Origin of the sequence: Nocardiopsis sp. MG754419 (assembly GCF_018207095.1) — a bacterium.
Classification (GTDB): Bacteria; Actinomycetota; Actinomycetes; order Streptosporangiales; family Streptosporangiaceae; genus Nocardiopsis.
Genome location: NZ_QOCZ01000146.1, coordinates 1 through 14,194, shown reverse-complemented (window position 1 = coordinate 14,194; position 14,194 = coordinate 1). Strand labels below are relative to the sequence as shown.

13 protein-coding genes are annotated in these 14,194 nt (G+C 70.7%); 6 read left to right on the top strand and 7 right to left on the bottom strand.

From position 1 onward, the window contains the following. Positions 1 to 577: 577 nt before the first annotated feature. The 3 genes from serB to DSY14_RS22525 form a co-directional block, all read right to left on the bottom strand. Positions 578 to 1,801, bottom strand: coding sequence for a phosphoserine phosphatase SerB (serB, locus tag DSY14_RS22535; RefSeq protein ID WP_211718615.1), 1,224 nt, complete (start codon positions 1,799 to 1,801; stop codon positions 578 to 580). A 121-nt stretch (positions 1,802 to 1,922) separates the two neighbouring features. Next, positions 1,923 to 2,579, bottom strand: coding sequence for a DUF1707 domain-containing protein (locus DSY14_RS22530; RefSeq protein WP_211718614.1), 657 nt, complete (start codon positions 2,577 to 2,579; stop codon positions 1,923 to 1,925). 329 nt (positions 2,580 to 2,908) lie between these two features. Then, the gene (locus DSY14_RS22525; protein WP_211718613.1) at positions 2,909 to 3,670 is read right to left on the bottom strand and encodes a hypothetical protein; all 762 of its coding nucleotides are present in this window, start codon (positions 3,668 to 3,670) and stop codon (positions 2,909 to 2,911) included. 55 nt (positions 3,671 to 3,725) lie between these two features. Between DSY14_RS22525 and DSY14_RS22520 the strand changes: the two genes are divergently transcribed. The 3 genes from DSY14_RS22520 to DSY14_RS22510 all read left to right on the top strand — a co-directional run bounded on the left by DSY14_RS22520 (position 3,726) and on the right by DSY14_RS22510 (position 6,809). Further along, entirely contained in the window at positions 3,726 to 4,511 is a 786-nt protein-coding gene (locus DSY14_RS22520; RefSeq protein WP_211718616.1) for an ABC transporter ATP-binding protein, read from the top strand. Between the two features lie 385 nt (positions 4,512 to 4,896). Beyond that, positions 4,897 to 5,823 (top strand): SPFH domain-containing protein, encoded by a 927-nt coding sequence (locus DSY14_RS22515; protein WP_211718612.1) that lies wholly within the window; start codon positions 4,897 to 4,899, stop codon positions 5,821 to 5,823. Between the two features lie 227 nt (positions 5,824 to 6,050). Next, positions 6,051 to 6,809 carry a sulfite exporter TauE/SafE family protein gene (locus tag DSY14_RS22510; RefSeq protein ID WP_211718611.1) on the top strand — a complete coding sequence of 253 codons (759 nt, stop codon included), beginning with the start codon at positions 6,051 to 6,053 and terminating at the stop codon, positions 6,807 to 6,809. 58 nt (positions 6,810 to 6,867) lie between these two features. On the opposite strand, the gene DSY14_RS22505 is transcribed toward DSY14_RS22510, so the two are convergent. From DSY14_RS22505 to DSY14_RS22495, 3 genes are all read right to left on the bottom strand, one after another. Continuing rightward, a complete protein-coding gene (locus DSY14_RS22505) occupies positions 6,868 to 7,491 on the bottom strand; it encodes an HD family hydrolase (RefSeq protein WP_211718610.1) in 624 nt (207 codons plus the stop codon). A 196-nt stretch (positions 7,492 to 7,687) separates the two neighbouring features. Then, the gene (locus DSY14_RS22500; protein WP_211718609.1) at positions 7,688 to 8,590 is read right to left on the bottom strand and encodes a S9 family peptidase; all 903 of its coding nucleotides are present in this window, start codon (positions 8,588 to 8,590) and stop codon (positions 7,688 to 7,690) included. After that, complete coding sequence (locus tag DSY14_RS22495) at positions 8,584 to 9,174, bottom strand: TetR family transcriptional regulator (protein ID WP_211718608.1); 591 nt, start codon at positions 9,172 to 9,174, stop codon at positions 8,584 to 8,586. Before DSY14_RS22495 ends, DSY14_RS22500 begins: the two co-directional genes overlap by 7 nt. A 526-nt stretch (positions 9,175 to 9,700) precedes the next feature. Between DSY14_RS22495 and DSY14_RS22490 the strand changes: the two genes are divergently transcribed. Then, complete coding sequence (locus DSY14_RS22490) at positions 9,701 to 11,161, top strand: aldehyde dehydrogenase (NADP(+)) (protein WP_211718607.1); 1,461 nt, start codon at positions 9,701 to 9,703, stop codon at positions 11,159 to 11,161. Positions 11,162 to 11,410: 249 nt separating this feature from the next. Continuing rightward, a complete protein-coding gene (gene add / locus DSY14_RS22485; RefSeq protein ID WP_211718606.1) occupies positions 11,411 to 12,439 on the top strand; it encodes an adenosine deaminase in 1,029 nt (342 codons plus the stop codon). A 30-nt stretch (positions 12,440 to 12,469) separates the two neighbouring features. On the opposite strand, the gene DSY14_RS22480 is transcribed toward add, so the two are convergent. After that, complete coding sequence (locus tag DSY14_RS22480) at positions 12,470 to 13,642, bottom strand: DUF418 domain-containing protein (RefSeq protein ID WP_211718605.1); 1,173 nt, start codon at positions 13,640 to 13,642, stop codon at positions 12,470 to 12,472. A 274-nt stretch (positions 13,643 to 13,916) separates the two neighbouring features. Between DSY14_RS22480 and DSY14_RS22475 the strand changes: the two genes are divergently transcribed. After that, on the top strand, positions 13,917 to 14,194 hold a 278-nt coding region (locus tag DSY14_RS22475), incomplete at its 3' end, for a GntR family transcriptional regulator (protein ID WP_211718604.1).

Below are 14,194 nucleotides of genomic sequence, written 5' to 3'. Positions count from 1 at the left end.
GGCCCCCCTTTTTTTGTGCCCGGAAACGGGTGGGGTTCTGCCGTGTGGTGTTCCGTTTCGTTCCGCTCGGCTGCGACGGCGGTTCGCGGAGAGGGCGCCCGGTGGTCGGGACCCACAGGGCCCTCACAGGCCCGTGTTCGGCCGTGACCGGCCCGATTACCACTCTGCCCCCGGTGCCCTCATCGGCTGCGTACCCGTCGGCTTGAGCAGAGCAACGAACCACCCGCACCAGGCGATCCGGGTGAAACGCGTCCCCGGTGGCCACCCTCGATCACGTCTGGGACATGCGTCCCCCCTTTCGCCCGGACGGCTGTTTTCGCCGACCGAGAATCGAAATGGACGCGGCGCGAGGTTCGCGATCGCCCCTGACACCATGGGTCTGAGCGAGGAACCGGTGGACCTCCCCTGCGGGCATTCCACCTGTGCCTCGGAACGCGAGTGCGGAGCGCGGGGAATCCGACCCTGGGCAGCACGAGACCGCCGGAAAGCGGAGACCCCCCGATATCGAGGAGACCACAGGAACCACGGTCACCGCCGGCCGGCGGGCCGTGGCCTGTGGACAGTCGTTCGGTGAGGTCTAGTCGTGGGCTTCGGCGGCGAGGTCGGCGGCTTCGATCTCCTCGCGGGTGATGCCCAGGATGAACGCGATGGCGTCCAGGTAGGGCACGTTCACCGAGGTGTCGGCCTGGCGGCGGACGACGGGCTTGGCGTTGAAGGCGACGCCCAGGCCGGCGGTCTGGAGCATGTCGAGGTCGTTGGCGCCGTCGCCGATGGCCACGGTCTGGTTCAGGGGGACCCCGGCCTCCGCGGCGAACCGCTGCAGGGTGGTGGCCTTGCCCTTGCGGTCGATGATCGGGCCGAGCAGCCGCCCGGTGATCCGGTCGTCGACGACCTCCAGGGTGTTGGCCGCGGAATAGTCCAGACCGAGGCGTTCCACCAGGACGTCGGTGATCTGGGTGAACCCGCCGCTGACGATGCCGCACTCGTAGCCCAGGCGCTTGAGGGTGCGCACCAGGGTACGGGCGCCGGGGGTCAGCTGGATCTCCTCGCGCACCTTGTCGATGGCGGAGGCGTCCAGGCCCTCCAGCAGGGCGACCCGGCGGCGGAGCGACTCCTCGAAGTCCAGCTCGCCGCGCATGGCCTCCTCGGTGACCTTGGCGACCTCGTCCTCACAGCCGGCGTGGGCGGCGAGGAGCTCGATGACCTCGCCCTGGATGAGGGTCGAGTCCACGTCCATGATGACCAGGTGCTTGCTGCGCCGGTGCAGGCCGCCGGCCTGCACGGCGACGTCCACGCCCTGGGTGGCGGACTCCATGGCCAGTTCCGCCCGGAGCTGGTCCGCGTTGCCCCCGGAGATCTCCATCTCCACGGAGGTCACCGGGTAGGCCGACAGCCGCTCGATGCGGTCGATGTTCGCGCCGGAGCGGGCCACACACGAGGTGATGGCGCCGAGTGCTCCGGGACGCAGTGGGGAGGCGAGCACGGTGACGTGCAGTCGTGCCTCACCGGTGGAGTTGACCCGGCCGTTGCCGTGGGCGTACTCGACCTCCATGTCGAGGTCGACCGCGGTCTTGTCGAGGGCGGAGCGGACCTCCTCGTAGACCCGCTGGTGGCTCACCCCGGGGGCCACCTTCTCGTCCACCTCCAAGACGGTCCCCAGGACCAGGCGCCCACCGAGGACGACCTGCTCCAGGTCGACGATGGTCACCGGGAAGACGGAGAGGGCGCTCAACAGGCGCGCGCTGATACCAGGACGGTCGTGCCCGGTCATCGTTACCAACAACGTGGATTCATCACTCATGGCGTAGTCCACGGTACTCGGCCGGGAGATGCCTGTGACGGGTAGGGGAGGGGGTTTTCGCAGCTCGTTCACTATGTGGACAGATAGCCGTGTCCCGGCGGCGCCCAGGGTGCGAGCGAGGTCACTTCTCCCGCTTGCCCTTGCGCTTCTTCTTGACCTTCTTCGCCTTGACGTCGACCCCGCCCAGCATGCAGGTTCCGGTCAGGTGTACGACCGGGGCGTTGGGGTCGGTGACCTGATCCGTGCCGTGGAGGTCGGTGCCGCCGAGGATGGCCGACGTGTTGTTGATCACTCGAACGCCGTGCGGCACCGTGATGTCCACTCCTCCGAGGATGACGGCGAGCTGGATGGTGACCTCGTGCTTGCTCAGGACCGCCTCGCGCAGGTCCAGTTCCACACCGCCGCAGAGCACCGACACGTTGGTGCGGGGTTCGACGAGCCACCGTCCGCGTCGCTCCGCGGCGCCGAACACCGCCACCAGGTTCTCCGAGCCCTTGCTCTGTCCGGCGAGGTCACGGGCGTCGCTGCCCAGCACCTCCATGCCGTCGGTGCCGTCGGCGCGCTCCGTGACGCTCAGGCCCGCGGGGCCGTGCGCGCCGAAGCCGGGCAGGTCGGACACGATGGGGGCGAGCTCACCGATGGTCTTGGCCTTGTAGAGGGTGTCGAGGCGCTCCTCGTGCTCGACGGGGCTGAGACGGCCCTCGGCCAGCGCCTCCCGAAGCCGTTCGGCAACCTGGTCCCGGTCCGTGTCGGAAGCTCGGATGTGATCGGGCTGCATGATGACGGCTCTCCTCCTCGGTGGGTCGGCCGGGAACGGCCTCACCCACCAGTATCGACGCGTTCGGTGAGCTCCCGGATCAGGTGACGCCCCTGGTTTGTCCCGGAGTCTTCCCGCCCCCGACCCCAGGGTCCCATCCGGCCGTGCTCCGGACCATCCCCCCGCGGGGGTGCGACCGGCGCCGATTCCCCGCTCCGGGGCACCACCCCCCGGCTCCCGAGCCTCCACCGGAAGCCCGCACGCCGAGGTCGCGCTCCCGGCCCGCAGGGACGTTCCTCCCGCCCCCCGGGCCCCGTGAGAGGGGCCTCGGGTGTGGGGCCGCATCGGGGTCAGGACAGTTCTATGGCGGCGTGCGCGGCGATCAGGGCGCGCCGCACCACTCCGTCCAGGTCGCGCAGGGCCTGGGCCCGTAGCTCTACCTGGTAGGCGTTCAGGCCGCGCCCCGACCCGGGTTCGGCGAGTTCCACCACCTTGGCGAGCCGTTCGGCCTGGGCCGCCACCCGGTGGGCGCGCTTCGGGTATCCGTAGGCGAGCGGCGGGGTGCCCGAGTCGCCCAGGTCCCCCAGCGCGCGGTGGACGGACGGTGCGTAGGAGGCGATGTCGTCGACCCCCTGGAGCTGTTCGGCGACCCGCAGCAGGGTGAGCTTGAGTCGCCGTTCGGCGTCGGCGAGGTCGGGCATCTGCGGAATACCGTCATGCGCCGGATACGGAGCCCACGAAACGCCTAAGTAGGATGAACCACGCTGGTCGACGGAGGGCACCAGGCCCACCTGACGTTCGGCGAGCTGGACCAGAACCCCTTCCCGAGCCTCGATGGCCGCCTGGTTGAGTTCGGCCGGGCCGATCAGACCGCAGGGGTCGCCCCAGGTGGGCAACGCCAATCGGAACGCGGACAACCCCAGGCCACGAAGGCGTACCAGTGCGGTGCGCAGCGGTACGCCGCTGTCGAAGGGCAGGTCTCCTGGGGGTACTGTCCCGATCAGGTTGGGGCCGCCTCGACGTTCGACGGCGTCGACGGCGTCGTCCAACCCGACGTGTCCCGACAGCCAGGAGTTGCCCCAGGCGACGAGTGGTGCGGACGTCAGATGCATTACTTCAGGGTAGGTCGGCCCGTGCACCGGCGTGGGACGTGAGAGAAGGAGGATGATGGACGGGCGAGTTCTTGGCCTGAACGGGGTCACGGTACGACGCGGCGGGGCCTCTCTGCTGGAGGACGTCGAGTGGTCGGTGCTGGAGGGTGAGCGCTGGGTCGTCCTCGGCCCCAACGGGGCCGGCAAGACCACCCTGCTGAACGTGGCCTCCAGCCAGCTGTATCCCACCGCGGGCAAGGTGGAGATCCTCGGGGAACACCTCGGGGGCGTGGACGTGTTCGAGCTGCGGCCGCTGATCGGCTACGCGGGGGCCTCGGTGTCCGCGCGGATCGAGGAGGACACCCCCGTCCTCGACCTGGTGTTGAGCGCCGCCTACGGCTACCTGGGCCGGTTCCGTGAGGAGTACGGGGTCCCCGACTACGGGCGGGCCCGCGCGCTTCTGGGGCACTGGGGGGTGGCCGAGCTCGCCGACCGCTCCTTCCACACCCTGTCCGAGGGTGAACGCAAGCGGGTGTTGATCGCCCGCGCGCTGATGTCGGACCCCGAGCTGCTGCTCCTGGACGAGCCCGCGGCCGGGCTGGACCTGGGCGGGCGCGAGGACCTACTGCGCCGCCTGGGCAAGCTCGCGGACAGTGAGGCCGCGCCGGCGCTGGTCGTGGTCTCCCACCACGTGGAGGAGATCCCGCCCGGGTTCACCCACGGGCTGCTCATCCGCGACGGTCGGGCGGTGCACGCCGGCCCGTTGGACGAGGTGATGACCGCGGAGCACCTGAGCGAGGTCTTCGGGTTGCCGTTGAAGGTGGAGCGTGACGGTGGCCGTTGGACGGCCCGGGCCGTGTGAGGCGCCGCGCCGATCGGGGGCTCCTCGCCCGCGTCGCGTGCTCGCGCACCCCTCACCCCCTTCCGTGAACTTCTCCCTCCTGATCGCCCCGGTGGCCATGGCCACCGGGGCGGTTCTGTGACGGAAGTGGTTGGGGATGTGTTTACGGCGAAAATCCTCTGGTCCGTAATTCCTATTTCCGTCCGGATGTGGTCGACCCGGATGGGTATGGGGTAGCGTCATCGATCAGTGAGCGGATCGCTCTATTTCGGCGCGCTTTATGAGGGGCGGTCAAGGGTGTGGTCCGCTCCCTGCCGCCTGTCACCCCGCCAGGAGATCCGGAGCCGCCCCAGATGTCCCCACTGAACACCGTCACCCTCCCCGACACGGTGGAGGACCGGTAACCGTGACATCGATCATCATCGTCGCACTCTTCGTCGCCGTCCTGCTCATCATTTTCTGGCGCAGTGTGCGTATCGTTCCGCACTCGATGGAGGACGTGGTCGAGCGTTTCGGTAAGTTCCACCGAACACTCAGCTCCGGTTTCAACATCGTCATTCCCGGCGTCGACCAGGTGCGTGAACGCATCGACCGTCGTGTCCAGGTCGTGAGTTTCCCGCCGCAGTCCGCCATCACCGAGGACAACCTCGCGGTCGAGGTCGACTCGGCGGTCTACATTCGTGTGGTCGACGCCTACCGGGCCACCTACGAGGTCGCCAACTTCATCCAGGCGGTCGAGCAGCTCACCCTGGCGACCCTGCGCAACGTCATCGGTGGCATGAACCTGGAGGGCACGCTCACCTCCCGGGACCAGATCAACCGCGAACTGAAGTCCGTCCTGGACGAGGCGACGCGGGACTGGGGCATCGAGATCAGCCGGATCGAGCTCAAGGGCATCGAGCCGCCGTCCTCCGTGCAGGAGGCGATGGAGATGCAGATGCGCGCCGACCGCGAGAAGCGGGCCCAGCTCCTCACCGCCGAGGGTGAGAAGCAGGCGGCGGTGCTGCGCGCCGAGGGTGAACGGTCCTCGTCGGTGCTGCGGGCGAAGGGTGACGCCGAGGCGCAGATGGTGATCGCGAAGGCGGACGCCGACGCGCAGACGTTGCGGGCGCGCGGTGAGGCCGACTCCATCCACATGGTCTTCAAGGCCCTGCACACCAGCCGGGTCGACCCGGACGTGCTCGCCTACCAGTACCTCCAGAAGCTCCCGGAGATCGCCAAGGGCGACGCCAACAAGGTGTGGATCGTCCCCGCGGAGATGGGACAGGCCCTCCAGGGTGTGAGCAGCGCCTTCGAACGCATCCAGAACGAGGTCGTCAAGATCCCGAGCTGACCCCGGAACGCACCCGAGCCGGCCGGATCCCGGAACGTCCCGTGCCCGCCGCGCATCCGGCGGCCGGTCGGGGGCGGCTCGAACATGGAGGCCCCGCCGGACGGCGGGGCCTCACCTGTGCGGGGACCGGCGTGAGGGCGTACCCGGCCTGATCATCGCGTGTACGGGTCTCGTAGGCTGTTCAGGCCCTCGAGGGTCGGGGAGCTGCGGAGCGGAAAAGCGGTGGGATGGAACTCTGGGAGGCCGTGGCCATTCTCCTGGCGGGGGTGGCGGCCGGCGGCATCAACGCGATCGCGGGGTCGGGGACCCTGTTCACCTTCCCCGTACTGCTGGCGTTGGGCTACCCACCGATCACCGCGACGATCTCCAACAGCATCGGCCTGGCCCCGGGGACGCTCAGCGGCACCATCGCCTACCGGCGTGAGCTGGTCGGGCAGAGGACCCGCCTCATCCGGTTCGGGACCATGTCCTTCTTCGGTGCGCTCACCGGCGCGATGCTGCTGATCTACCTGCCGTCCGGCGTCTTCGAGGCCGTGGTGCCGTTCATGATCGGCGCCTCCTGTGTGCTCATCATCTTCCAACCGCGGATCACCAAGTGGGCCAGGGCGCGGAAGCCGGCCCACGCCAACGGCGGTGTCCTGATGCCCGCCGGCGCCTATGGGGCGGGCACCTACGGCGGCTACTTCGCGGCCGCGCAGGGCATCATCCTCATGAGCCTGTTGGGCGCGACCCTGGACGACGACATCCAGCGGCTCAACGCCCTCAAGAACGCGCTCGCCACCATCGCCAACGGCACGGCCGCCGTGTTCTACATCGTGCTGGCCTCGCCGGCGTGGGCCGTGGTGGGCCTGATCGCGGCCGGGACGATCGTCGGCGGCTACCTCGGGGCGAACTTCGGCCGCAGGCTCAGCCCCACGGCGCTGCGCGTGGTCCTGGTGATCGTCGGCCTGACCGCCGCCGCGCAGATCCTCCTGGGTCGGGTCTGACCCGTCCCGCGCGCACCGGGCGGGGCCGCGCCGGTCCGCCCCATCCGGGCCCTCCCGGTCAGGAGCGGAAGTAGCCCCGCCGGTCGGCGTCGTCGATGAGCGCCGTCGCGTAGGCGCCCAAGGCCTCGGAACCCTCGGTGATCAGCTTGACCTTGGCCATGACCTCGGCCCGGGTGACCCCGAACCGCACCCAGGTGCCGCCCTCGTTGTGCCAGTTGGCGAGCATGGGGGACAGGCGATCGACGGCCCGCCCGAAGCGTGCCTCCGGCGTCCGCCGTGCCTCGAACTCCTCCCACAGCTCGCGGGCGCGTTCGGCCTGGTCCTCGGGGAGCAGGGGGAAGATGCGGTCGGCCGCGGCGCGTTCGCGTTCGGTCTGCGACGCGGCGCTGCGGTGGTCGTAGACGAAGGTGTCCCCGGCGTCGATCTCGACGATGTCGTGGAGGGCGAGCATCTCGACGACACGGTCGATGTCGGTGCCCTCGGGCGCGTATTCGGCGAAGGTGCGGGCGCAGAGCACCAGGTGCCAGGAGTGTTCGGCGGTGTTCTCCCGACGAGAGCCGTCCACCAGCATGTTCTGCCGCAGGACGCGCTTGAGCTTGTCCACTTCCAGGATGAAGCGCAGCTGCGCGTTCAACCGTTCGTTGTCGACCCCGCTGGCAAAGACCGGTGCCGGTTCCGTCACGTGGTTCGCCCTCCTGAAGGATGAACGGTTCAGGTGGGACCGCTGGCGCGGTCGCCACTGGATGATCCCATGGAACGCGCGCCGTCTGACGCGCCGGTGGCCGGGAGCCGGACACGAGGGATGCCTCGGGGGTGCCCCGGGTGAACGTCGGGGAGCGGCCGTCCGAACGGCGGGGCCGACCCCGGGGCGGTGTCGTTCAGCCCGCCGGATCCTGCCGGACCTGCGGGGGAAGGGGGAGGCGCCGGTGGAACCACTCGGTCAGGGCCCGATCGGTGAGGACCCCCGCGGGCGTGAGCGGTCCCGGTTCGAGGCCGGGTTCCGGTCCGATCGAGTGTGCCAGGTCCGGCACCACGATGTGACGGAGCGCATGGTCGTCGGCGCGTCCTCCGATGTTCCCGGGGGCGCGGGCCGCCAGCGCCGCGTGGAACGCGCGCCCGTGGTCGGGCGGGCACACATCGTCCTCGCCTCCGCTCACGACCAGCAACGGCGTGCCGTCCCTGACGATCTCGGCGGTCCGTGCGCTCATGTCCATCCGGCCGCGGGTGTTCTGGGAGCGGGGGTTCCAGCGGTAGGGGGTGCCGGTGCGGCGTTCGCGGGCGGCCATCAGGAGGGTGGGGTCGATGATCGGGTTGATGACGGCGGCCGCGCCGACCGGGAGGCGCCGTTCGGCCAGGGCCAAGAGGACGGCGGTGGCTCCGGCCCCGACCCCCACGAGTCCGACCGGGGTGTCCGCGATGGGCAGGGCGGAGCGGAGGGCGGTGACGACACCGTGGAGTTCGGCGGCGGCCCCCTCCACGATGGGACCGAAGAGTTCGACCAGGTAGTCGTGTTCGCCGCGCCGGTTGATCTCCGGGACACCACCGTCGGGCAGCCGGGCGCCGAACTGGGGCAGACCGAGGTGGACCCGCCAGGCCGGGAGCGCGGCCATGGGAAGGGTTCCGGCGAGGGCCGACTCGCTGCGGGGCGGTTCGAAGGCGTGCAGACCGAGGACGAGTGGGGCCGGGGCGGTGGTCGCCACGGCCGGGGGCAGGGCCAGGAAGGGCACGCCCGCCGCGGTTCCGGTGCGCGGTGTCGTGAGGGCGGACGCGGCGACTACCAAGGAGGCTCACCTCCGTCGCGTTCGGCGAAGTGGGACAGGTAACCGCTGACGAGGCGTTTGGCCTCGTGCACCAGTGCCGGGTCGCCTTCGGGGGTGTCACGGAAGGCGAGCTTGAGGACGGCGTCGGCGGCCTCCACGGACACGTCGAGGGCACGGTCGAGTTCGTCGTTGTCGGGGATGCCGGCGACGGACACGACGATCTTGCGCAGGCGCACCGAGATCACCCGGTTGTTGTCGGTGCCGCCGCTGAGCAGGCGGGTGTCCACGATGTCGCCGAAGTGCAGGCTGCGGAAGCCGGGCACGTTGCGGTGCATGTCGATGTACTCGTCGATGATGGTGTCGACGGCGCCGGTCCAGTGGGTGAAGGAGACGTCGGCCAGGCGGTCGGTGACCCGGGTGCCGAACTGGTCGAGGAAACGCAGTCCGAGCGCCTGGGTGATCGCTTTCTTGTCCGGAAAGAACTGGTAGACGGAGCCGATGGCCACGCCGGCCCGTTCGGCGATACGTGTGGTGGACAGGTTGTCGTAGCCGACCTCGTCGAGGAGTTCGGCGCAGCAGTCGAGCATGCGCTGGACCCGGACCATGCTGCGCTGTTGCGCCGGGAGCCTGCGCAGGGGCGCCTGCGCGAACGCGAGTTCGTCGTGGGCGACTCGGGCAGGCCCACGGCTCTCACGCTGGGGAGCGGTCCCGTGGTTCGGTTCCGGGGACCGTCGCGGGCGCGGGGGCGTTGAGCTTCGGGAATTCGTCGTCACATCCTCTAGGATGCCTTTCCGTATTCACCTGGTTCCGAAGAAATTCCGGTTTCGTTCCGGGGGTGGCGGCGACCGCGGACCGATTCCGCTGTTTCCCCTGTCGTTGCAGGTGAAAGCGGGTGATCGGCCGGCGGGAAACCGGGGTCATTCGTCGGACGTTCCGCGCGGTGTCGCTGTCGGTAGTCGGATTGTCGCGTGCCGAACCCGGGTTCGCGGTTTTCCTTCCGGGCGGGCCTCGGTCCGCCCCGTGCGACGGATGCGGGGGTGCCCGCGCGCGGCCCCCACTGCAATCGTTTGCAGTCGGCACATGGCATGGTGGGGGTGTGGCTCGCACATCCACCCTCCAGGAGGCTCAGGCATGACCACGGACATCCCCGACACCACGGCGGAGGAACTCGACTCCGTCATGGAGCGCGCGGCCGCGGCCGCGCCCCTCTTCGCCGCGATCACCCCGGCCGAGCGCGCCCGCATGCTGCGCGCCGTGGCCGACGCCCTGGACGCCGCGGCCGAGGACCTGGTCCCCGTCGCGATGGCCGAGGCGCACTACCCCGAGGCGCGTTGCCGCGGCGAACTGGGCCGCACCACCTTCCAGTTGCGTCTGTTCGCGGACCTTCTGGAGGAGGGCGCGTACCTGGAGGCCACGGTCGACACCGCGGACCCGGACTGGGGCACGCCGCGACCGGACCTGCGGCGCATCCTCGTCCCCCTCGGCCCCGTCGTGGTGTTCGGGGCGAGCAACTTCCCCTTCGCGTTCTCCACCGCGGGCGGCGACACCGCCTCGGCGTTGGCCGCGGGCTGCCCGGTCGTGGTCAAGGCCCACCCCGGACACCCCGAGCTGGCCCGGCGCACGACCGACGTCGTCGTCGCGGCCCTGGCCGCGGCCGGTGCCCCCGAAGGGGTGTTCGGTCTGGTCAGCGGTTTCGAGGCCGGGAAGGGGGCGGTGACCCACCCGTCCACGCGCGCGGTCGGCTTCACCGGCTCCATCCCCGGTGGGCGCGCCCTGTACGACCTGGCGGTCTCGCGACCCGACCCCATCCCGTTCTACGGGGAGCTCGGCAGCGTCAACCCGGTCTTCGTGACCCGCGCGGCCATGACCGCCCGCGGCACAGAGATCCTGGAGGGCTACGCCGGCTCGGCCACGATGGGCTCGGGCCAGTTCTGCACCAAGCCCGGGGTGGTGTTCGTCCCCGAGGGCGCGAAGCTGGACGCGCTGGTCTCCGACTTCGAGGGACGCGCGGCCGCGCCACTGCTCAACGACCGGGTCGCCGAGGGCTTCGGCCGTGGGCTGGACGACCTGTCCGGGCACTCGGCCACGGAGGTCTTGGTGCAGGGGCGCCGGACCGACGAGGGATGGTCGCCGACCCTGCTGCGGACCGACCTGGACTCCCTGCTGGAGCACTCCGAGGCGCTGCTGACCGAGTGCTTCGGTCCGGCGACCCTCGTGGTCACCTACTCCGACGAACGGCGGTTGTTGGAGGTGGGCGGCGCCCTGCACGGGCAGTTGACCGTCACCGTGCACGGGGAGGAGGACGACGCGGTGGCCCCGGCCCTGCTCGCCCTCGGCGCCTCGGTCGCCGGTCGTGTGCTCTGGAACGGGTGGCCGACCGGGGTGGCGGTCACCTACGCCATGACCCACGGTGGCCCCTACCCGGCGACCACGGCCCCCGGCCACACGTCGGTGGGCGCAACCGCGATCCGCAGGTTCCTGCGCCCGGTCACCTACCAGTCGGTGCCGGACTCCCTGCTGCCCGCGGAGCTGCGGAACGACAACCCGCTCGGTGTGCCGCGCAGCGTCGACGGCGGCCTTCCCTCGGTGTGACCGACGCGCCCCTCGGGGCGTGGTGGCCCGTGCCGTTCGCGGTGCGGGCCACCGCCTCGGGGTGAGGCGCGGCCGTCGTGGTGGCGGTGCGTGCGGGCTCCGGGGTCGAGTGCGGCCGTCCCGCGCGGGGTGGCGGCACCGGCCCGGGAGGGGCGGTGACGGCGGTGGTCCCGGGTTCCCGAGCGGGGGGCCGCGTCCCGTAGGTTACGGAGTCGGACCACACCCGTACCGCACCCCGAGGTCGCCGTCATGTCGCAGGATTCCCCCGCCGCCGCCAGGTCGCTCGTCGACGCTCTGCCCAAGGTGGAGCTCCACGTCCACCTGGAGGGTTCGATGCCGGCCGAGACCCTCTTCGAGCTGGCGAAACGGCACCGGGTGGAGGGGATCCCGGACACCCTCGACGAGTTGCGCGCGTGGTACGCCTTCACCGACTTCCCCCACTTCATCGAGGTCTACCTGGCCTCGGTGCGCACTCTGCGCGAGGAGGCCGACTTCGCGTTGCTGGCCTCGGTCGTCGCGCGGCGGTTGGCCGAGCAGAACGTGCGGTACGCCGAGGTCCACGTGAGCCTGTACACGCATCTGATGCGCGGTGTGCCGGCGAAGGTGGTGTTCGACGGCATCGAGCAGGCCAGGGTGGAGGCCGAACGCGACCATGGGATCCGGCTCAGGTGGATCCCCGACTTCCCCGCCGACTTCGGGGTGGAGTCGGCCGAACGCACGGTGGACGCGGTGCTGCGGGACGGCCCGCCGAGCGTGATCGGGTTCGGGGTGGGTGGGGTGGAGTCCCCGCTGGAGCCCTACGCCGAGGTGTTCGGACGGGCCCGGGCCGCGGGCCTGGCGAGCCTGCCGCACGCCGGTGAGCACGGCGGACCGGTGCGGGTGCGGGAGGCGTTGGACGTCCTGGGCGCGGAGCGGATCGGGCACGGCATCGACTCCATGAAGGACCCGGACCTGGTGGCCCGGCTGGTCGACGAGCAGATCCCCGTCGACGTCAGCCCCACCTCCAACCTGCGGACCCGCGCGGTGGAGGGGATCGGTGACCATCCCCTGCCCGCCATGCTCGACGCCGGTCTGCTGGTCACCCTCAACAGTGACGACCCCACGATGTTCGGCAGCGACCTCACCGGCGAGTACCGGATCGCGCACGAGCTGGTCGGTGCCGAGGGACTGGTGCGCCTGGCCCGCAACGGGGTCGAGGCGTCCTTCCTGGGCGTGGCCCGGCGCCGTGCGCTGACGTCGGAGATCGACGCGGTGGCCGCACGGCACGGGGTGTCCTGAGCCCTCGGGCCCGTTCGGTCCCGAGCGCGCTCAGCGGGACGGGCCGTAGGTGAGACGACGCAGGACCGTCTCGGCCGGTCCGCGCATGCCCCGGCGGCGCATGAGGTCGGCGAGCACGACCGTGGTCGCCCACACGGCCACCGCCAGGAGCACGCCGAGGGCGGGGGACGTGAACTGCAGGTGCAGGGTGTAGGAGGCGAACAGTACGGCCCACACCACGGACTGCGACAGGTAGAAGGTCATGGAGCGCTGACCGAGTGCGGCCAGGGCCTCGGTGACCGGCCCCCGCCGTGCGGACAGCCGGTGGGCCACCAGCGCGATGAGCGCCGCGTAGCCCAGGCCTCCCGCGTATCCGGTCACCTGGTGCAACGGCGAGATGACGAGTACGTCCAGAGAGGTGGCGTCGGCCCACACGCCCGTCTTGACCAGGGCCAGGGGGAGCCCGCCCCACACGGCCAGGTTGATGCCGACGAACGCGGTCACCCGGAGCAGGCGCAGGTGGTCCTCGGGCCGTTCCAGGACGTGGTGGCGGGCCGCGAGGATCCCGAGCAGGAACGGAACGACCGTGCTGAGGAACATCATCACGGAGATGGCCGCGAACAGGGCCACGCGGAAGAGGAACTCGGGCACGAGGCCGTCGGGCAGCGTGGGCATGCCCTGCTCGGACATGACCACCTCGGCGTTGATCACGGCGTGGGCGACCGCGGCCAGGGGCAGCCAGGCCAGCGCCAGGATCACCAGTGTCCGGTCGCGGAACCGCAGGACCCCCACGAAGAGCAGGGCGACCACGCCGTAGACCGCCAGGATGTCCCCGGGGAAGAGCAACGCGGCGTGCAGGAGCCCGAGGAGGAGCAGCCAGAATCCTCGTCGGCGCAACAGGCCGCGCGTCCAGCGCCACTCCCGTCCCTGTGCGCTGCGGCGTCGGTGGATCTGGGCGAGTCCGTAGCCGAACAACGCCGCGAACATCGGATAGCCGCGCAGGTCCACGAACATGACGGTGGCCGCGGTGGCGATCCGGTCCGCCGTGGACGCCATGGTCTCGGGCCCACCGATGAGCACGGTGAACAGGTGTGTGTGGGCGAGCGCGATGACCAGGAGCATGACGCCGCGGGCCAGGTCCGGCGCCAGTGACCGGCGGTCCGGCGGGAGCGGGCTGTGGGCGGTGCCCGGGGTCCGGGGTGCGGACAGGGACGTGTGGGACATGGTGGCCTCCGGCGGGGACCGTGGTGGGGCGGGTGTGGACGTCGTACGCAACCGGGCGCGACGGGTGCGTTCCCGGTGGGGTGATGCACTGTACGCGTACACCATAAACATGATGAGATGCCTGTGCAAGCCATGATTCATGGGCTTTCAAGGGGTAGTGCACTAGTGCTCTCGACGATGTGGGAGGGGTGCCGGTCGATGACCGTGTACTTCGCCGGCAACGCGTGCACTAGTACACTCTGAGCGCTCGTGGAGTGACCGGAAGGGGACACCGATGTCCAGGCCCTCGGAAGACGGCCGCGCGCCCTACGCGCGGATCGTCGCCGACATCCGCACACGCATCGACGCCGGAGAACTCCGGCCGGGGGACCGGGTGCCCTCGACGCGGGACATCACCCGGGAGTGGGGGGTGGCGATGGCCACCGCCACCAAGGCGCTCGCCGCGCTGCGTCGGGAGGGGCTGGTGGAGGCCGTGCGCGGAGTGGGGACCGTCGTCCGAGGCACGACCGACACGACCTCGGATCCGACGCCGGTCCCCGCCCCCACGACCCC